Origin of the sequence: Peribacillus simplex (assembly GCF_030123325.1) — a bacterium.
Lineage (GTDB): Bacteria > Bacillota > Bacilli > Bacillales > DSM-1321 > Peribacillus > Peribacillus simplex_D.
Map to the genome: position 1 here is coordinate 4,687,608 of NZ_CP126106.1, position 18,403 is coordinate 4,706,010.

General features: G+C 41.4%; 18 protein-coding genes. 2 read left to right on the forward strand and 16 right to left on the reverse strand.

Annotated features, from left to right (window positions below; all coding sequences use genetic code 11):
- Positions 1-76 precede the first annotated feature (76 nt).
- From QNH43_RS22355 to QNH43_RS22380, 6 genes are all read right to left on the reverse strand, one after another.
- Positions 77-538 (reverse strand): carboxymuconolactone decarboxylase family protein, encoded by a 462-nt coding sequence (locus QNH43_RS22355; RefSeq protein WP_283915741.1) that lies wholly within the window; start codon positions 536-538, stop codon positions 77-79.
- Positions 539-661: 123 nt separating this feature from the next.
- Positions 662-2,010 (reverse strand): IS3 family transposase gene (locus tag QNH43_RS22360; RefSeq protein WP_283914783.1). Its coding sequence is split into 2 segments (ribosomal slippage): positions 662-1,566 and positions 1,566-2,010, totalling 1,350 coding nucleotides; the frame shifts between segments, so codons are not numbered across the junction.
- Positions 2,011-2,087: 77 nt separating this feature from the next.
- The gene (locus tag QNH43_RS22365; protein WP_283915742.1) at positions 2,088-2,954 is read right to left on the reverse strand and encodes an RNA polymerase sigma-70 factor; all 867 of its coding nucleotides are present in this window, start codon (positions 2,952-2,954) and stop codon (positions 2,088-2,090) included.
- 191 nt (positions 2,955-3,145) lie between these two features.
- Positions 3,146-3,844 (reverse strand): hypothetical protein, encoded by a 699-nt coding sequence (locus QNH43_RS22370; protein WP_283915743.1) that lies wholly within the window; start codon positions 3,842-3,844, stop codon positions 3,146-3,148.
- 604 nt (positions 3,845-4,448) lie between these two features.
- A complete protein-coding gene (locus QNH43_RS22375; RefSeq protein WP_283915744.1) occupies positions 4,449-4,625 on the reverse strand; it encodes a hypothetical protein in 177 nt (58 codons plus the stop codon).
- 273 nt (positions 4,626-4,898) lie between these two features.
- Positions 4,899-5,795: a LysR family transcriptional regulator gene (locus QNH43_RS22380; protein ID WP_283915745.1), complete on the reverse strand. Its 897-nt coding sequence runs from the start codon at positions 5,793-5,795 to the stop codon at positions 4,899-4,901.
- Positions 5,796-5,929: 134 nt separating this feature from the next.
- Between QNH43_RS22380 and QNH43_RS22385 the strand changes: the two genes are divergently transcribed.
- Together QNH43_RS22385 and QNH43_RS22390 are read left to right on the forward strand one after the other, a co-directional pair.
- Complete coding sequence (locus QNH43_RS22385) at positions 5,930-6,910, forward strand: DMT family transporter (RefSeq protein WP_283915746.1); 981 nt, start codon at positions 5,930-5,932, stop codon at positions 6,908-6,910.
- Positions 6,911-6,920: 10 nt separating this feature from the next.
- Positions 6,921-7,064 carry a hypothetical protein gene (locus QNH43_RS22390; protein WP_283915747.1) on the forward strand — a complete coding sequence of 48 codons (144 nt, stop codon included), beginning with the start codon at positions 6,921-6,923 and terminating at the stop codon, positions 7,062-7,064.
- A 327-nt stretch (positions 7,065-7,391) separates the two neighbouring features.
- Here QNH43_RS22390 and QNH43_RS22395 read toward each other — a convergent pair whose 3' ends face one another.
- The 10 genes from QNH43_RS22395 to QNH43_RS22440 all read right to left on the reverse strand — a co-directional run bounded on the left by QNH43_RS22395 (position 7,392) and on the right by QNH43_RS22440 (position 18,393).
- Positions 7,392-8,021: a class I SAM-dependent methyltransferase gene (locus tag QNH43_RS22395; protein WP_283915748.1), complete on the reverse strand. Its 630-nt coding sequence runs from the start codon at positions 8,019-8,021 to the stop codon at positions 7,392-7,394.
- 239 nt (positions 8,022-8,260) lie between these two features.
- Positions 8,261-9,166, reverse strand: a complete 906-nt coding sequence (locus QNH43_RS22400; protein WP_283915749.1) for an NAD(P)/FAD-dependent oxidoreductase — start codon at positions 9,164-9,166, stop codon at positions 8,261-8,263.
- A 66-nt stretch (positions 9,167-9,232) separates the two neighbouring features.
- Positions 9,233-9,661, reverse strand: a complete 429-nt coding sequence (locus tag QNH43_RS22405; protein WP_283915750.1) for an Rrf2 family transcriptional regulator — start codon at positions 9,659-9,661, stop codon at positions 9,233-9,235.
- A gap of 295 nt (positions 9,662-9,956) precedes the next feature.
- Positions 9,957-11,861 (reverse strand): endonuclease MutS2, encoded by a 1,905-nt coding sequence (locus QNH43_RS22410; RefSeq protein WP_283915751.1) that lies wholly within the window; start codon positions 11,859-11,861, stop codon positions 9,957-9,959.
- A 659-nt stretch (positions 11,862-12,520) separates the two neighbouring features.
- Positions 12,521-12,676, reverse strand: coding sequence for a hypothetical protein (locus QNH43_RS22415; RefSeq protein WP_283915752.1), 156 nt, complete (start codon positions 12,674-12,676; stop codon positions 12,521-12,523).
- A gap of 329 nt (positions 12,677-13,005) precedes the next feature.
- On the reverse strand, positions 13,006-14,724 hold the full coding sequence (locus QNH43_RS22420; protein ID WP_283915753.1) for an adenine deaminase C-terminal domain-containing protein: 1,719 nt from the start codon (positions 14,722-14,724) through the stop codon (positions 13,006-13,008).
- A gap of 16 nt (positions 14,725-14,740) precedes the next feature.
- Positions 14,741-15,805: an ABC transporter ATP-binding protein gene (locus tag QNH43_RS22425; RefSeq protein WP_283915754.1), complete on the reverse strand. Its 1,065-nt coding sequence runs from the start codon at positions 15,803-15,805 to the stop codon at positions 14,741-14,743.
- 14 nt (positions 15,806-15,819) lie between these two features.
- Positions 15,820-16,608: an ABC transporter permease gene (locus QNH43_RS22430; RefSeq protein ID WP_192206492.1), complete on the reverse strand. Its 789-nt coding sequence runs from the start codon at positions 16,606-16,608 to the stop codon at positions 15,820-15,822.
- Between the two features lie 6 nt (positions 16,609-16,614).
- A complete protein-coding gene (locus QNH43_RS22435) occupies positions 16,615-17,439 on the reverse strand; it encodes an ABC transporter permease (RefSeq protein WP_192206493.1) in 825 nt (274 codons plus the stop codon).
- Between the two features lie 24 nt (positions 17,440-17,463).
- Positions 17,464-18,393 (reverse strand): nucleoside hydrolase, encoded by a 930-nt coding sequence (locus tag QNH43_RS22440; RefSeq protein WP_283915755.1) that lies wholly within the window; start codon positions 18,391-18,393, stop codon positions 17,464-17,466.
- Positions 18,394-18,403: the final 10 nt, after the last annotated feature.

The window sequence follows — 18,403 nt, forward strand, 5'->3', positions numbered from 1 at the left end:
TACACCCGCCCCAATCAATTTTTTTAAAATTTAGATAGAACCCCTCGTAACCATACAAGCGATTTTAATAACACAATTATTTTTGCATGACAGGCTTATAGTGCCCTGGGATGCTTTTGGCTGAAATGGCCAATCGGTTCCAGCCGTTAATCGTGATGATGATGGTCACGAGATCGATATATTGTTTTTCATCAAAATGAAGGCGGACCCGCTCATACAGTTCATCAGGTACACCGTTTGCAGAAATGGCCGTGACCGCTTCCGTCAATTCCAGCGCTGCCCTTTCCGGTTCAGAATAGAATGGTGATTCCCGCCAAGCACTCAAGCAGTAAATTCTTTGTTCCGTTTCACCCATTGCCCGGGCATCCTTTGTATGCATATCCAAGCAGTACGCACAGCCATTGATTTGAGACGCGCGAATTTTAATCAATTCGATTAATTCGCCATCGATTCCCGTTGTTTTTTTGTACTCCTCCAATCCCATCATTAATTTGACCACTTCCCGATTTGTCTTCATGTAGTTAATGCGTTGTTCCATGTCTATCTCCTCCATCAAATCTTTTTGGTTACACTTATAAGACAAAATGGAGGTTTGATTTGTGACAAACAAAAAAGAGAGCCCGTAATGAAGTGAACCCAAAAAGTTAGACACTTTATATAATTAGGCAGCCTTGAGGGCATGAACCCGGTAATCTACCGGGCTCATGCCTTTTAATTTTACCTTGATTCGTTGATGATTGTAGTAATGGATATATTCTTCTAGTTCTTGTTTGAAATGCTCCATGCTTTCAAATTCTTGAAGATAGAGTAATTCGGATTTTAATAAGCCAAAGAAGTTTTCAATGACCGCATTATCGAGACAATTTCCTTTGCGGGACATGCTTTGTGTAATGTTATGTCTTTTCAAATCATGCGAGTATTGTTTCATCTGATAATGCCAGCCCTGATCTGAATGGAGAATGGGTGAATCTTTCGATTCCAAGCGATCAAAGGCTTTATCCAGCATTTTGGAAACGAGCGGATAAACAGGCCGAGATTCGATATTATAGGCGATGATTTCACCATTAAACAAATCAAGAATGGCCGATAAGTATAGTTTCTCCCCAGCTAGATGGAATTCGGTGACGTCTGTCACCCATTTTTCATTGGACTTTGCCGCCTTGAAATCACGTGCTAGAATGTTGGGCGCAATCTTGCCGATGTTCCCTTTGTACGAACGGTATTTCTTCATGCGAACCAATGACTTCAATCCTAGTTCATTCATCAATCGGAGAACTGTTTTATGATTGATGCGAGCACCTCGGTTACGTAATTCTAGGGTGATACGCCGATACCCATAACGCCCTTTATGCGTATGGAAAATCTCTTTGATAAGTGATTTAATTTCTGTGTATTTATCCTCACGCCCGAAGGCGTTTACCCAATAATAGTACGTACTCCGTGCCATTTTAGAAATGGATAGAAGCAGATTTAAATCAAATTGTTTCCTTAGTTCATGGACTACTTTCGCTTTTTCTTTCTTTGTAAGGCTTCCTTTTCTTGAACTAAGGCATTCAACTTTTTTAGATAGGCATTCTCTGCACGTAAGTATTCTAATTCGGCAAGAAGTGCTTCTTGAGAGCCATTAGCTGGCGATGTTTTCTTGGTTTCTTTTTTCATGGATAGACGCCCCTTTTTCTTTGGTTTAAGGGCGTCTATACCGCCTTCCTTAAACTGATTTGCCCAATTCAAAAGTGTAGAATCGGAAGGAAGGTTATAGTGTACAGCGGTCTCGTTGATCGATGCCCCATATTCGTTCATATATTTAAGTACCTCTAGTTTAAAGGGCAGAGTGTAATTTGTATAGGATGAAGCAAGTCCTTCCATCCCATGTTTTAGATAGCGAGCGACCCATCTTTTCAGAGGGGATAAACCTACATTTCTTTCTTGTGCAATGGATTTATAGGATTTTTTTCCTTCTAAGTACTCTAAAACTGCATGTAATTTTTCGTCTATCGTATATTTAGTCAAAAAAACTGCACCTCCAATTGTTAGATGTTGTCTAACAATTGGGGTGCAGTTCATAATCGAGCCCTCAGTCTACCCTATTAAGGAACAGGAATATGTTTTAATTTATCGGGATTGGTAACAATAAAGATTTTTCGGATATTTTTTTGTTTTGAATCCAATTCAAAGCAGATGACTTTGACTGGCTTCCCGTCTTTCACTTGCAAGATTCCTTCCTGACCATTGACCATCACCGGAAGAAGTTCTCCTATGAAACTTCCTTTAGCAGAAATTCCTTTAAGAAAGGAGGATACGCGCTGTTTGTTTACAATCGGATTTAGTGCAGAACGCACTTTTCCTCCGCCGTCAGTAACAAGGACAACATCTTCTGTAAGGATATCCAAAAACTCCTCAATGCTTCCTGTCGTAGATGCTTTTATGAATTTTTTTGCCAAAAGATCGACATGTTTCGTATCCTCCGGATGGACTGGCAGATCATTCTGTAATTTCCGCTTAGCCCGGCTATAGATCTTTCTGCAGTTCACTTCATTCTTTTCCAGCATTTCGGCAATATCTTCATAGCTGTAAGCGAATGCTTCTCTAAGCACGAAAACCGCTCTTTCAACAGGTGAAAGCTGTTCCAGCAAAACGAGGAAGGCATATGCAACCGTTTCATCCGTTACAACCTTATCTAAAGGCTGCTCTGTTTCGTTTACCCGAGGTTCAGGCAGCCAAGGTCCTGTGTAAACCTCTCTTCTCTTACGGGCTGAATTTAAAAAGTTCAGACAGCGATTTGTCGTCATTTTCGCAAGATATGCTTTCATGTCCTTAATTTGTTCGGTATCAAGCTTAAGCTGCAGGAATAAATCATGAACGATATCTTCTGCGTCGGTAACCGATCCAAGCATCCGGTATGCGATGGAAAAAAGAAAAGGTTGATATGTCTTATATAATGCATCCAACTCCACTTGCTTCACCCATTTTCTATCAAATTCGTTTTTTGAGATATATGACCCTTTCCATAACTATTCTCTAAACCAATCATTTATCCTTCTTCACCTGGTTTAAAGCAGTCATTCAAACAACATAAAAAAGAGCAGCAAGGGCTGCTCCCAGACTGTAGACAAAATCGATGATCATTTCCAATTTCAGCTCATGATCAAGGTGCTTCATACCATACGATATCATCAAACATTTTTACAACCCGCGGTATGAAGCCTTCTTCATATTCTTCCGGGTATTGAACGATCGCATAGTAAACCCGGTCGCCATGTTGAAAAACCGACACTGTACCTAATATTGAATAATTACTGCCCTTCTGACTAATGTCAAATTCGACCTCGGACCAATCAAATCGGTTGGGCGCATTATCAGGTCGCTGTTTAATCTCAAAATCGTTGCTTATCACAACTTCCCTCGCAAACTCCTCTTGTTCTTCTATTGTCGCATTCGTACCCTCTTTGGAAAATATCTGAACTTTGGCATCCTCATTTCTCTTGCCTGCAAAATTTGCAAAAACAATCATTGCATCTCCTTCACCGGAACTAGCCTCTTCAACGACCATGTCATCCACGATGTAGGTTGAGAATCCCAATGCCTGACTATGATGAAGCGTGAATTGAAATGATTCTTCCATACCTTCTAATATGATCCTATCCGTTTTCGTAGTTGGCCGATCTTTTGTCGGATCGACCGATTCACCTGGAGGATTTTCAGCTTGTTCGTCGGTTTGCTTAGGATTATCATTTGGCTTTTCTGAAATTGGTGGAGATTCCTTATTTTCCTCCTGGACTCCTTTACAAGCACTAAGTCCTGTTACAAAAAAAACGGCTGCCAAAATCAACAATATCTTTTTCATTGGAACCCTCTTTTCATGTGTTTTAACAAATTATTATACGGTCCCACATGAAAAAAAGTTACACTATGCCTCTTTGCAAGTATCAGACTTAAAATGATTGATGCTGCACTCTTTCCGAAAAGAAAATATGAAATTGATTCATTTACTAACTTTAAGGAAATCGTTTTCAACAGTTAACGCTTCACGCATCCGTAAGCCATCGACATTAATACGGGCTTGCCGGAAATAAAGTTCCCTAATCGAGATCAGGAGTCCTTTGATGCGTCCATATCTTTATTCAACTAAACTACTCGATAGATAAGATTGTTGTTTTTAAAACGAAACGATAAGGTTGATTGGAGCGGAAGTGCGAGACTCCTGCGGGAGCAGCGGGATAGGTGAGACCCCACAGGCGTTCACGCCGAGGAGGCTCACCGGCCGCCCCGAAGCGAGCATTGGAGGGAAATCAACCACACCGCATTACTTATTGAATAGCAACAAAGTATGCGAAAACAGCCTAATGTAAAGAATCGCACGTTCAAAAGGCCGCCAATTGGCGGCCTTCATAACTTCCCTTGCCTTATATATACTAATTGAAAAATAAATGTTTATGTATCGTTTATGGTTAAGATCCAATGCTCTGTTCTACTGCAGTATCCCAACTAGGAAAATAATACAATGCATTTTTCATTAACTCCGGATCTGACTTCTTTACCTCTTTCTTTCGAGGTGTCTTCCCTTCTTTTTTTACTAATTCAGAAATTTGATTCACGACTTCTTCAACACTCATATTTACTTCCATCTTTGTTCCCTCCTTTTTGCTATTATTTATATATTTTCCCAATTGATGAAAAGTAATACAAATTTTCTTTTGCTAAACAACCAGTTTAGTTTAAGAAGGGAATTTTTTCTTTAATTTGACTGTATGATAATTGAAATCATCGTACAGACAAAAAGCCAACGAAATCGTTGGCTTTTTGTCTAAATCATTCACAAATGCTTTTCCAAGTTATCGTTAGATTCACCTAATAATCGGTTTCAGCGATCCCCCATCATTCTATGTAAAGAATATGTTTCATATTAGCTCAGGAGTGGTTCCAGGATTTTGCTTAAAACGGCTGTCATGATGAGCTTCGATGGTTTGTAGGAAGCTTTTCATGGAGTTTGTCATATAAGCATCTTTCCGGTGAATGAAGACCGTCGAGATATTGCCGTATTCTTCCGGAATTGCATGCACGTGCACGTTTTCATGGTCTGCAAGGTGATTTACCGCTGAATGGGGTACGAGGGTAATGCCAAGGCCGAGTGTTACGCTGGTTAGGATCGTTTCCAATACATTGAACTCCATGATCCTTTTGGGCATCACTTCTTCCTCTTTCAGCCATTGTTCCAGTTTAGAGCGATAGCCACAGCCCTGACTGAATACTAAAAATGGTTCTGTAATCATTTCTTCAAGGTTAAATGTTTCATTTCTTGTAACTAATACAAGTTTTTCTGTACACACATCGTATGGCTGAATGAGCGGATGTTTAATCGGTCCTGTAACAAAAGCGCCATCCAGCCTATGTTCGATGACATCTTTAATTAAATCCTCGGTTATCCCCGCCTTTATGGATAAATCGACATTGGGATACTGTTTATAATAAGAGGCTAGAATCCTGGGAAGATCGCTGACCGTTTCAACTGTACCGATGTTCAATATCCCTGTAGGTGTTTCACTATCCAGGAATACTTGCTTGAGCTCTTCCACATCAAGCAAAATTTTGTTTACATACTCAAGCATTTTTCTAGCCTCTGCAGTTAAAGACATGCCTCGTTTATGCCGATTGAATAAAGGCGTCCGTAACTCCTGCTCTAAATGCTTAATCCTTGCCGTTACATTGGATTGGACGTAATTCAATTCAACAGCCGCCTTACTTACGCTGCCATATTTAGCGACGCACTGGAATATTTGCAAATCCCGCATTTCCATAAAAGTGCCCCCCTATCTCAACTATCATTAATAATGATGATTATATTCATTTTAAGTCATTTTACATGATAATGACTTTATCATAAGGTGTGTATAGGAATTTAATCAATCATTATTTTTGAGAGGAAGCTTTTATGAAAAAAAATCAAGTTTTAATCGGTGCACTTTTATGTTTGACAGCCAGCATTTCTTGGGGAGCGATGTTTCCAGTTGCAGAAAGGGCCTTAATGTATATTGATCCTTTTTATTTCTCTTTTCTTCGATATTTGGCTGTTAGCGTAATTTTAGCGATATTGCTTTTAATTAAAGAAGGGAAGAAGGCCTTTAGCCTGGAAGGGAAAGGAAAGAAATTATTGTTTTTTGGAACGATGGCGTTCACTGTATACAACTTTCTCATTTTCGCAGGTCAAGACTTACTGGGACATAACGGGGTGATTGTCGCTTCCATCATGGAATCATTAATGCCCATGATTTCAATCTTGATAATGTGGGTTTTCAAAAATGCCAGACCGATGAAGTATACCATCGCCAGCATGTTCATTGCCTTGATAGGGGCCATTCTTGTCATTACCAATGGCGACATATCATTCCTATTTTTATTGAAAGATAGCCTCATCCCTATCCTTTTCATTCTCATCGGGGTTATAGGCTGGGTTATATATACGATGGGCGGCGACCAATTTAATGGATGGTCAACACTTCGCTATTCGACTTTAACGTGCATCTTAGGAACTGCAGTATCAGCAATCATAACATTCCTCGCAACTGCAATGGGCCTGTCTGTCCCTACAGCAGAAGTTATGCAATCCATTTATGGCGAAATGATTTTCATGATTATTTTCCCCGGAGCCATTGCCCTTTTAAGCTGGAATTTAGGCATTAAACTTTTAACGCCGATCAATGGAATCCTATTTATCAATTTAGTTCCAATAACAACGTTGGTCATCATTTTTATCCAAGGAAAATCACTAACATCATCCGAATTACTGGGAACTTTTTTAGTGATATATGCATTGATTCAAAACAATTATTATCAAAGAAAAAACTTGCCTTCCCGAGTCGAGAAAATGAATCCGGAAAAGAATCATTTAATTGAAGGTACACAACATCAATAGGAGGGCAACGATGGATTTATTAACGCTTATGCTAATCTTCGGATTAGCTGTACTGTGGGAATTGGCCACGATTAATAAGAATGTAAAAAAGATGAATGAGCAAAATGCAGAATTAATTAATCTATATCATGATAGAAGTAAAAGAATGCAGTAAAATAGCCTTCTGGCGATACAACGCAAAAAAGCCTGTCATTGGATAGGCTTCAGACTGTAGACAATTTGAACGCTGATTGGAACGTAGTGCACTCGCTTTCCGCGGGAGTCCCGAACAATTGAAGCCTTTTAGAGAGGCTTTTTTGCATTTTTGATGATCGTACCATTCACAAGAACGACGTCATCATCCATGAATCCTTTTTCTTATAAACGATTGCATATCCACGGTTCGCTTACCTTCACTTTGTCGGCGGCCGCAAGTAAATAGAAACGAGCATGCGTTGAAAAATGATTGATCAAAACATGCCCTTTTTTCAATGTACTTGTATTATAGTTCTTTTTGACATTTTATCATTGTAAATTTAAATGGAGGCTTATTTTCCATATTCTTATGCGGCTCGACAATTTCCGAAGAATCTATCAATCCATATTTTCCAAATTCCTGTTTTATCGAATCGGAATCATAAAAGAACATTTTTACCCCTTCCATTATCTCGAAATAGTCTTTACCTAGTTGTTTGCCCTTGCCAAACATCGGGGCTTCTTTTGAAATAGCAGTAAAAATCATATATCCGTTTGGCTTTAACTGATTATAGCAATCTTTAATAAACTTATCTCTCTCACGCTTATTCAATAAGTGAATAAGCGCATAACAAAATATCCCATCATAAAGTTTGTCATCAAAAGGCATATCGGTTACCGAACCATGAAAAATACTATTATTAAGCCTATTTTGCCTTGCCAAATGTATCGCTGTTTTTGAAATCTCAATACCTGTTATATTTATTCCGTTTTCAATAAAAACCTTTGCGTTTCTGCCATATCCAATACCAGGAATCAATATATCCTTACCTTTATTCTCAAGGAAAAAGTCCTTTGCCAAGATTGCGGAGTCTGAAGGTTCAAATCCCCACATCATTTGATTTTCTATAAAACTTGCTTCCCAGAATTCTGTCATGCCTCAATCCCCTTTACAAATATTAGTTCTTTTTCTTTGACTGTTTTCGCATAATTTGTTGCTATTCACCAAGTAATGCGGTGTGGTTGATTTCCCCTCCAGATGCTCGCTTTCCGCGGGGCGGGCGGTGGAGTCTCGCAATCCGCTCCAATCAACCTTAAATCGTTTCGTTTTAAAAACAACAATCTTTACGAAAAGAACTTTTTCTTTTTAAAAATACTCTTTTGCAGTCAAGGATTTTATGCCTCCAAAAGAAATGCAGCTTCAACTAAATCCATGATGAGTCCAGCGGCCGCTTTATTGCCCTCCGCCGCCGCAATGACCAGCTGGGAAGGGGTGCTGAGTGATGTATCTCCGCATGCATATACTCCTTCAACCGTTGTTCGCCCAAATGAATCCACTTTAATCCCGCCGTTTGGAGTGATCTCGCAGCCGAGCTGTTCCGCAAAAGGAGCAGACTGCACCAAGTCTGTCACCACAATCCCTGCCTCCCTTTTGATTTCCTGTCCGTTTTGCAGCCGGATCGATGTCAGCTGCCCTCCTTTCGATTCAAGACCTTCAATCTTTTCTTCCACGACTGTCACGTTCTGCCTAGCCAAGATACCCTTCTCCTCATCAAGCATCTGATAGCCATCTGTAAACACAATTACATCATCGCTCCAGTTTGACAGCAGTTTTCCCATATGAAAAGCCCGTTCATTTTCTGCAATCACCGCCAATGCTTGGCCCCGCATTTCCCAGCCGTCACAAAACGGACAGCTGAAAACACTTGTTCCGTATACATTCTGTATGCTTGGTACCTCCGGCAAAACATCCCGAAGACCTGTTGCGAGAAGCACTTTTTTCGCCTTGTAATCCGTTCCGCCTTTCGTTTGAATCCGGAACACACCACTGGCTTTTTCAATAATCTCCACCCGCTCCTCCTTAATGGAGACGGACGGATATTTCTGGATATCCGTTCTTGCCCGCTTCTTGAACTCTGACGGCTTTACCCCATCTTGTGTGATAAATCCGTGCGACTCCTGCGTCACCCGGTTACGGGGTTTATCCTCATCAAACAAAATTGTTTTCCGTCCAGCACGCCCCATGACCAATGCGGCATTGAGTCCTGCAGGTCCTCCGCCAATGATTACACAATCCAGCATATGAAACACTCCTTCTTTATAAAGTCTATTAAAGACCCTTAATATCCTTAATTTGTGCAAAAAAATTTATTTTTCTTTTTTAGTCTCATGACCATGTTTTTTTTCTATCTGCTCCGCAATGCTTTGAATCGTTCGTCCAGCCAGTTCTTTCTTCATGTTGCCTTCCGCCTCGACCATCACGCGCTCAATTATACACTCGCTTTCGTCATGGTCAAACGCACAGTTGAACAGCACCGACTGACCCTCCACCGCTTCAATAACATCCAGAAACGAAATGTCCTGTGCGCGGCGTGAAATGCTGTAGCCGCCTTTTGCCCCTGGCACTGATTCAATTAATCCTGCCTTCACAAGCTTCGTCAAAATCTTCGACAAGTACGTCGGAGACAAATCCTGCATGTACGCCAGCTGATCTACGCTTACCGCCTGACCTTTCGGTTCCATCGTTAAATGCACCATTGTATGTAGTGCATAATTGGTTGCCTTTGAATACTTCATTGATGCACCTCATAATTAAAACTATTACAGACTTTTAATATCCGTAATTGATTGTAACTCAAGCTGCAAAAAACCGCAAACTTTTTTTACCTCACCTAACGATCGATCATCTTGCCAAAATCTTTTCTTGTTTAAACAACAGTACGTTCCCATCATGTATTCCTTTTTAAAATGTTTGGTCATGCAATAGATGTGACTGATAATGATCCACACGAGAAATCAAGGGAAAATTAAAGGGTATGAGCCCCTGTAAATACAGAACTCATACCCTGCCGATGTTGGCTTTTACATCAGGTTATTCACCAAGCTTCTTCCGGATATCCGCTGCTACGTTCTTTAGCGCTTTCTTTGACCCCCGTTCAAGGTCGTGGTTCAATTTCCTTTCTTTGTAGCTGACAAATAAAGTATTGAGATCATAGCCTTCAGGATATAAATCGACTGCCTTTATTTCCAGCTCGAGCCTACTGGCATGAACCTCCTTGAAGGTATCTTCGAAAAGAACGGTGACATTATTGTATGAATCCTTTTTCTTATAAACGATTGCATAGCCATTCAGTTCGCTTACCTTCACTTTGTCACCGACTTCATATTCATAGGATGCTTCCTTAGGAACGGCCGTTGGCTTCGCTTTTTTGATTTTACCTTCCTTGACACGCTCCAAGTCGTAGTCTTTATTGTCGATATAGAGCTTTGCCTTTTGCAGGACCTGTTCACGAACATTCATTTTTTTGGCTATCCAGAGAGCATTGCTTTCCCCGGATTGACCGATCAACAGCTTGTATTTTGGCTCAAGTGTTTCACTGTTGAATTGCATGGCCGCATTCATGAAATCACTGTGTATTTCCGAATAGCGCTTGATTTCACCATAATGGGTGGTCGCAACGGTTATGCAGCCCCTCTGATAAAATTCCTCAAGGATGGCAATCGCCAATGCGGCTCCTTCATTCGGTTCCGTTCCGCTCCCGATTTCATCGAACAGCAGCAAGGAGTTATTGGTTAATGCCCCCATGATTTCCGAGATGTTTTTCATATGCGATGAAAACGTGCTCAGTGCATTTTCAATGCTTTGATTATCACCGATATCGACGAATACCTGATCGAAGACGGCAAGCTCCGTTCCTTCTTTCCCGGCAACATGCAGCCCTGACATGACGGCCAATGTAAGGATGCCGATCGTTTTCAGGACGACTGTTTTACCCCCTGCATTAGGGCCTGTAATAATCAAGCTGCGATAGTCCTTCCCGATTTCAAAATCCAAAGGTACGCTGTCCTGCGGCAAAAGGGGATGTTTACAGCCCTGTAATTTAATATAACCGTGATCATTGATTTTCGGTTCGATTGCATCCATGCTTTTACTGAACTTGGCTTTTGCGAAGATCATGTCATATTGACTGATTAACTCGATGTTTATCTTGATCGGTTTCAGCTGTTCGAAAACCGTTCCGGATAATGTGGCCAAAAGTTGATACTCTTCCATCGATTCCTCCGCTTTTAAACTGGCCAATTCTACATTCAATTTCGTCACCGAGGCAGGTTCGATGAACACGGTAGCCCCTTTTGCAGATACTTCCACGATCGTTCCCGCCACTTGATTTTTATAGGAGGCTTTGATCGGAATTGTGTAGCGATCATCCTTTTTACTGATGAAAAATTCCTGAATGAACTCTTTATTGGCTCCGCTTTTCAAGAACTTATTCAGCCGTTCCTCTATTTTACTTTCTGTCTTGATGATTTGGTTCCTGATCCGTTTCAGGTCCTTGCTTGCTTCGGAAACAACAGCATTTCCTTTTATGGTGAATTGGATTTCTTCTTCAATGCTCCTGAATTCAGTCATGGACCGGGCATAGGAATGCAGTGTTGGTGCAAAGAACTCTTTATCGGTCATGAATTTCCTGATATTCCTGCAGCCTCTTAAGAAGTCTGCTATCGCCACTAACTCTGACGGCTCCAAAATCATTCCTTTTTCCAGTTTGTCGATATGGAGTCCAATATGTGAAATGCCTTTCAAGGGAATATGGCTTTCCGCATTCAATAAGTTCCTTGCCTCCGTTGTCTCGTTCAAACGATTTTTAACGACTTTCAAAATGCTGCTCGGCTTAAGCTGATCCAACAACGCTTTTCCTAAACCGCTTACGCAATGGTTTTTCACCATTTCCTTGAGTTGGATATATTGTAATTTTTCATAGGTCATTGTATTCATCCCATGATCCTCCTTGAATGAGTGAGTGATTAAAATTCCCGAATCCAAAAATGCCCGCAATGGTCCCCCTACCTTTACAAATGAACAAGCCATTTGAGTAGAAAGCTCCTGCGGGCATCGGCCTTATCCATGGATAAGTACCTAAAATCGATAACAAATTGGGCAGCTCGAATAGACCTGCGTACACAAAAAAGCATGATAGGACAAATCCCACCATGCTTTTCGCCGTAACACCTGCATGTTACACGATTTATGGAAAAGGAAGCAGTCTTAAGGTAGGTATTCACAATGCAGAATTGCACTGTGAAAAGGCATACTTAATCCACTGACATACCAGTGATTAAATACCTTATTCAACTAAATTAGTTGATACCTACTCCCGACATAAAACACCACACCTTTTCTTAGATTGGAACTAACATACCATATCAGTAAGAAATAGTCAATTCTTTTTTTGCCATCCTTCGAATCTATTCATGTAACCAAGGGGGTATTGGCTTTAACAGCCATAATGCTTCAGTAACTCCCCTTTTCAGTTCTGAATATTTACATTAGAATTGGGGTATGATATCCTTATATTAACATAAACTAAAAACACCCCCATGCTGGTAACATGAGGGTGACAACTGCAAGAGTGAGCGATCACTTTTCTAAACAATTTAATCTTGGTCAGAAGAAGAACCACTGCGATCTTGCGAGGATGAGTGGTTCTTTTTCCTTTTCCTGGTGAACGCAGACAGGATTAGACTGGTTGCTACAGCAACAAATATCTCTTTACCCATATCTGTAATTAAGTTCAATAAGAAATGCATCATACGGTCACCCCCTTTCCCATCTATAATTAGATGGAAAAGCAAAAAAGTGACCTCCCACTCTATCCTCAGTTGTCCCTCTATTTTATCATATCTTTGACGTTATGGAAAATATATGAAAATAAATAGTGATATTAAGAGGATTTATTCTAGCTCAGATTATTCCCCTTTATTTACAAGTGCAGCTAACATTTGAACATCTCTCCTAATTAGCTAGATATAAATGACGATAAGCCGTCCTAATGTGACCGTTTTAATTAGCTCAATTTTCTATTGATCCACTTAAGTCATTAAGAAAAGGGGATTATCCAGTGGATAATCCCCTTTTCGGTTTAAGCTTCATCACTCATTATGAGAGGGACTGTTTTCCCTTCATTCACGTTGATCAATCCATGGTCGGTTATTTTCAGGGCCGGACTGACAGGAAGCGATAAGGTGCTTAATGACATGATGACATTATAATGTTCGTAGCCTAACGATTTAAGTGCATCTGTCAGGTGCTGAACCTGCCTTGATACGATGTCCATTGGCTCTTCGGAAAGGATCCCCCCTACCGGAAGTGGAATCATGGATAGGACCTTGCCGTCTTCAACACAGCAGACTCCGCCTTGCTTCCTTATTACTTCGTTCGCGGCCATCATCATATCCTGCTTATTATGGCCAATCACCAGGAGATTATGGTTATCATGCGAATAGGTTGTGGCGACCGCTCCACGCTTCAAAACATCGCCGGTGATCAACCCGTGCGCCCGATTACCGTTTTTCCCATATCTTTCGAATGTGGCGATCAACCCATAAGGGCTTTCTTCCCAGCATAATTGACCATTCTTCCCATCTAAATGATCATGGGTTTCAGATGTGAAAGTAGAACCATTCTGCACGTTTATGATCCGGCACTTGCTGCGTTCAAGCTGTTCCGGTATTGTGATGGTAAAATCGTTTTCCGTAAGTTCGGCAAGCTTCACGCTTTGATAGAAATGCCCAGGAAATTGTCTTTCCTTCACTTCTTGCACATATGGCCGTGAAGATTCATAAACGAGCTCACCTGTTTTGTATACTTGTTCAATTCCAAATGTTTCCAAGTCCGATAACAGCAGGAAATCTGCCGTTTTTCCAGGTGCAATGGCGCCCCGGTCATACATCCTCATCCGCTGTGCAGGTGTATAGGTGCATGCATATATCGCTTTTTCCGGAGTCATCCCCATTTGAATGGCTTTCTTTAAAAGGACATTCAGATGTCCCCTGTTTTGGAAAGAGTCGGTCATGACATCATCGGTGACAAAGCAGAAATGCTCATCCACCTGATTTTCCTTCAAGTAATCCATCACTTCTTCAGTCATTGATTTTTCTTGAATTTCAATGAACATCCCGGCAGCGATCCTCGCATCCATCCCTTCCACGGTCTGGTGTGTATGGTCTGAATTCACTCCGGCATAAACAATCTTCTGCAAATCCAAGTCGAGCAGCTTTGGAACGTGCCCCTCTATGATCAGATCTGGATAACGGGAACGGATATGGGACAAAATCTTATTCGTTTTGCAATCCGGGTCGGTTATGACCTCATAGTAATTCATGATCTCGCCGAGACATTTAATGTCCTCCGTTTGCATCAATTCATCTATATCATCTATTTCGATAGAACCGCCTGTTGTTTCCATCGATGTGGCAGGAACGGAACTCGGGATGGCATAAAACATGTCCGCTACGCAATCTTTACTCGCTTTGATCATTTCCTTTACACCGGAAATTCCGAAAACATTGGCCATTTCATGCGGCTCCGGCACGATCGTCGTCACGCCATTCTTGATTAACCCGTAGGAAAAAGTCGCAGGCGTCACCATCGTACTTTCAATGTGGAGATGGATATCGATCAGGCCTGGAACCATATACTTCCCCTGCCCATCGACGATTCGATCCGACTCGAAGGCATCCAATTCCCGGTCTCCAATATAATAGAACTTTCCATCCTTGATGGCTGCATTCCCTTTAATGAATCTTTTAAAATAGCTGTTAAACACGTTGATATCTCTTACAAGCATATCCATTCGCATAACTTACCCTCCTAAGCTAGTCAACAAGCACCATCTGGTTTTTCGGAATTTCAAGGATGATTTCCTGACCCGTACGGTAGGATTCCGCCATTTCCTTGTTCACGGTGAAATCCCCTATTGGAGTTTCAACGACATATTGATAGCTTCTTCCCAGATAGGTACTTACCTTAACCCGGCCAGATACACTATTTTCCTGAACAGCTCCAGTGTTATCTTTTTCCCTGATCAACAGATCGTCCGGCCTGATGGCTCCTACTTTTCCCGTTGTATTGGTCATCTGTGCATCCTTGTGCAGCACAAATGAATATCCGGATTTGTTCAGTTCCATTTTACCGTCATGATCTGTCCGCTTATCGAAGTCAATGAAGTTCTTGAAGCCGATGAAGTCTGCGACAAATTTGGTTTCAGGATATTTGTAAATGGTTGCAGGATCACTAAGCTGCTCGATGATCCCTTTATTCATGATCGCCACCTGGTCGGATATCGAAAAGCATTCTTCCTGGTCATGGGAGACATATACCGTTGTAATCCCCAGCTCTTGTTGGATACGGCGAATCTCGACCCTCATATTCACCCTTAAGTTGGCATCAAGATTACTCAATGGCTCATCAAATAATAGGATGTCCGGTTCAATCACCAGCGCCCTGGCAATCGCAACCCGCTGCTTTTGGCCTCCGGAAAGCTCTTGGGGATATCTCTTTTCAAACCCTTTTAAATTGACGATTTCGAGCACATTCATTACTTTTTTTTCGATTTCACTTTTAGAAATCTTTCTCAGACGGAGACCGAATGCAATATTATCGAATATCGACAAATGCGGAAATAATGCATAGTTTTGGAACACAAAGCCAAAATTCCTCTTGTTGACGGGCACTTTCGTATAGTCCTTTTCCTTGAATAAAAACTTCCCTTCGTTCGCCTGTAAAAACCCGGCAATTAAACGCAGGGTAGTCGTTTTCCCACAGCCGCTCGGGCCAAGAAGGGATACCAGTTTCCCTTTTTCAATCTCAAGATTGAAATCTTTTAATATATTCTGTTTGTTATATGCTACAGATATATCTTGTAAAGTGAATAAAGCCATCCATCATTACCTCCTTATCGTTTTGTGAAATAAGACAATCCCATGAGCCGTTCTACTATAAACATGAAGAAAGCCGTTATGAACATGAGTAATACGGAAATGGCCGAAATGGTAGGATCGAAGTAGTTCTCTACATACGTCAGCATCTGAATCGGAAACGTACTTACCCCAGGCCCTGTCATATAAACTGAAATGTCTACATTATTGAAGGATTCCAAGAAGGCGATCATGACTGCCGCAAGAATTCCTGATTTTATATTCGGGAGGACGACTGTAAAGAATGTGCCCAATTTACTGGCTCCGAGACTCTCCGCCGCTTCTTCAATGGAAAAGTCAAAGTTTGATAAGCTTGAAGAAATCACGCGGATGATGAACGGAAGCATAATAACAGTATGTCCCACAAACAGGGCCGCATAAATCGGAAGCTGATAAGCCCCCACAATATAACGTAAAAACGCAAAGCCGAGCACAATTCCCGGTATTAATATGGGAGAAACGAAAAATGCATTAATCACGCTTTTCCCTTTGAAATCAAACCGGCTTAGTGCATAGGCAGCCGGCACTCCCAGTAACAGTGCCAAAAGGTTGCCTGCCAGTGAAACAAGGATGGACGTTTTAAAAGCGACCAAAAACATTTCCACATTAAAAATATTTTCGTACCATCTTAAAGAAAACTCTTCTGGCGGGAACTTCAAAATATTTCCGCCTTCGAATGACGTAACGGATATGATAAGCAAAGGCCCTAGTAAAAAAAGGAACACCAGGAGAGTAAACAGGGCCAATCCTCGATTTTTTTCCTGCATACACCTCTACCCCTTTGGATTTAATTTTTTTGCCAAACCATTCATGATCGATATGATTAGGACTGTCACCGCAATCATTATGGTAGCGACAATCGATGCCACTTGCCATTCGTTCAAAGTAATCGCGTTTTGGTAAAGAAATGTCGAAATGACCCGCTGTTTCCCGCCTAATAAAGCAGGCGTTGTATAGGCCGTGAAGCTCCCTACAAAAACAAGGATGCTGCCAATGACCAAACCAGGAACCGAAAGCGGGATGACCACTTTCGAGAATACGGCCAACCTTGATGCTCCAAGGCTCTCCGCCGCTTTTAATAAGTCAGTTTCGATGTTCTCCATCACACCCACCAGCGTCACGATGATCAATGGCAGGAATAAATGGACCAATCCGATGATGATGGCAGTAGGCGTGTACAAAATATCCAGCGGCTTTTCAATCAAGCCCATGCCCATGAGCAATTTATTCACCACACCGTTTTTACCGATGATCACCATCCAGCTGAATGAGCGGACCACAGGGCTTGTCAATAGCGGGAAGATCGTCAGCAAAAGCATGATGGCTTTTTTTCGTTGTTTCAGTTTTGAAATATAATAAGCTGCCGGAAATCCTAATAGAATGCAAATGATTGTCGTGAAGAGACTCACCCTAAGTGTCGTCAGCAGAATTTCAATAAAGTATCGATCTTGGAAAAAATCGAGATATCCTTGTATGGAAAAGCCGCCGCTTTCATTAAAAAATGTCGTGCCAATCGTCATTAGGATCGGAATGATCATGAAAATCGTTAAAAATAGAACGCCCGGAAACAGCAACAGGTATAGATAGCGTTTTTTCACCTCGGAACCCCCTGTTCGTATGATTTATGAATTGATTATGCGAATGAACAGGTCGAAAAACGCTTCTGCATCGACGTCCAGACAAACATGCGCATTTGGCGGCTTCATCAGCCTATTTTGAAAGTCGCAGACCATCTGTCCGTCACAAAGCTCACTCTTTGTTTCAACATCCACATAATAATCTTCTCTGGTGACAAGATCTTCTTGCAAAGCAATGGCTACAGCCAATGGATCATGCATCGCACAGGCCCATATACCGTTACGTTCAAAATACCTTTTCCGATAATCTGATGTACTTTCCCTTATATAGTCGGCAAGTTCAAGGTTTTGAATCAGTTGGATATGTTCTTCACCCAATAGAACCTTTCTCGTGACATCAAGACCAACTTGCGTGATGGATGTGAATCCCGCCTGTAATACGATTTTGGCTGCTTCAGGATCGACATACGTGTTATATTCAGAGGTTGGCGTGACATTGCCAACCCCTTGAACGACTCCGCCCATGAAAATGACTTCTTTAACGAGCTTGGTGATTTGCGGACATTTTTTCACCGCTAATGCCAAATTCGTAAGAGGTCCCGTCATGACAAGCGTCACTTCACCTGGAAAATTCAAAATGGAATTGATGATGAAATCAGAAGCAAATCCATCATCAGGCCGCTTTTTGACTGGCACATCCTTCAAGGCTCCGCCAATCCCGTCTTCGCCATGGACCCGGTGTTCAAAAAAGGGGCTCCTGATAATTGGTCTATCTGCCCCCTTTATGACTGAAATGTCCTGTTCACTCAATAAATCCAATATTTTGCATGTATTCAATGTGGCCGTATCAAGTGATACATTCCCGTTCACCGTTGTTACCGCCAATATGTCGAATTGACGGCTTTTAACAGCAAGAATGATCCCGATTGCATCATCTATTCCAGTATCCACATCAAGAATCATTTTTTTCTTCATCAAGCACACC

Excerpts from the sequence above, each read along its gene's own strand:
- QNH43_RS22420 (WP_283915753.1), bottom strand. The coding sequence starts at position 14,724 with ATGCGAATGGATATGCTTGTAAGAGATATCAACGTGTTTAACAGCTAT.
- QNH43_RS22395 (WP_283915748.1), bottom strand. The coding sequence starts at position 8,021 with ATGACAGAATTCTGGGAAGCAAGTTTTATAGAAAATCAAATGATGTGG.
- QNH43_RS22380 (WP_283915745.1), bottom strand. The coding sequence starts at position 5,795 with ATGGAAATGCGGGATTTGCAAATATTCCAGTGCGTCGCTAAATATGGC.
- QNH43_RS22355 (WP_283915741.1), bottom strand. The coding sequence starts at position 538 with ATGGAACAACGCATTAACTACATGAAGACAAATCGGGAAGTGGTCAAA.
- QNH43_RS22425 (WP_283915754.1), bottom strand. The coding sequence starts at position 15,805 with ATGGCTTTATTCACTTTACAAGATATATCTGTAGCATATAACAAACAG.
- QNH43_RS22385 (WP_283915746.1), top strand. The coding sequence starts at position 5,930 with ATGAAAAAAAATCAAGTTTTAATCGGTGCACTTTTATGTTTGACAGCC.
- QNH43_RS22430 (WP_192206492.1), bottom strand. The coding sequence starts at position 16,608 with ATGCAGGAAAAAAATCGAGGATTGGCCCTGTTTACTCTCCTGGTGTTC.
- QNH43_RS22375 (WP_283915744.1), bottom strand. The coding sequence starts at position 4,625 with ATGGAAGTAAATATGAGTGTTGAAGAAGTCGTGAATCAAATTTCTGAA.
- QNH43_RS22370 (WP_283915743.1), bottom strand. The coding sequence starts at position 3,844 with ATGAAAAAGATATTGTTGATTTTGGCAGCCGTTTTTTTTGTAACAGGA.
- QNH43_RS22440 (WP_283915755.1), bottom strand. The coding sequence starts at position 18,393 with ATGAAGAAAAAAATGATTCTTGATGTGGATACTGGAATAGATGATGCA.
- QNH43_RS22400 (WP_283915749.1), bottom strand. The coding sequence starts at position 9,166 with ATGCTGGATTGTGTAATCATTGGCGGAGGACCTGCAGGACTCAATGCC.
- QNH43_RS22390 (WP_283915747.1), top strand. The coding sequence starts at position 6,921 with ATGGATTTATTAACGCTTATGCTAATCTTCGGATTAGCTGTACTGTGG.
- QNH43_RS22405 (WP_283915750.1), bottom strand. The coding sequence starts at position 9,661 with ATGAAGTATTCAAAGGCAACCAATTATGCACTACATACAATGGTGCAT.
- QNH43_RS22410 (WP_283915751.1), bottom strand. The coding sequence starts at position 11,861 with ATGAATACAATGACCTATGAAAAATTACAATATATCCAACTCAAGGAA.
- QNH43_RS22415 (WP_283915752.1), bottom strand. The coding sequence starts at position 12,676 with ATGATGCATTTCTTATTGAACTTAATTACAGATATGGGTAAAGAGATA.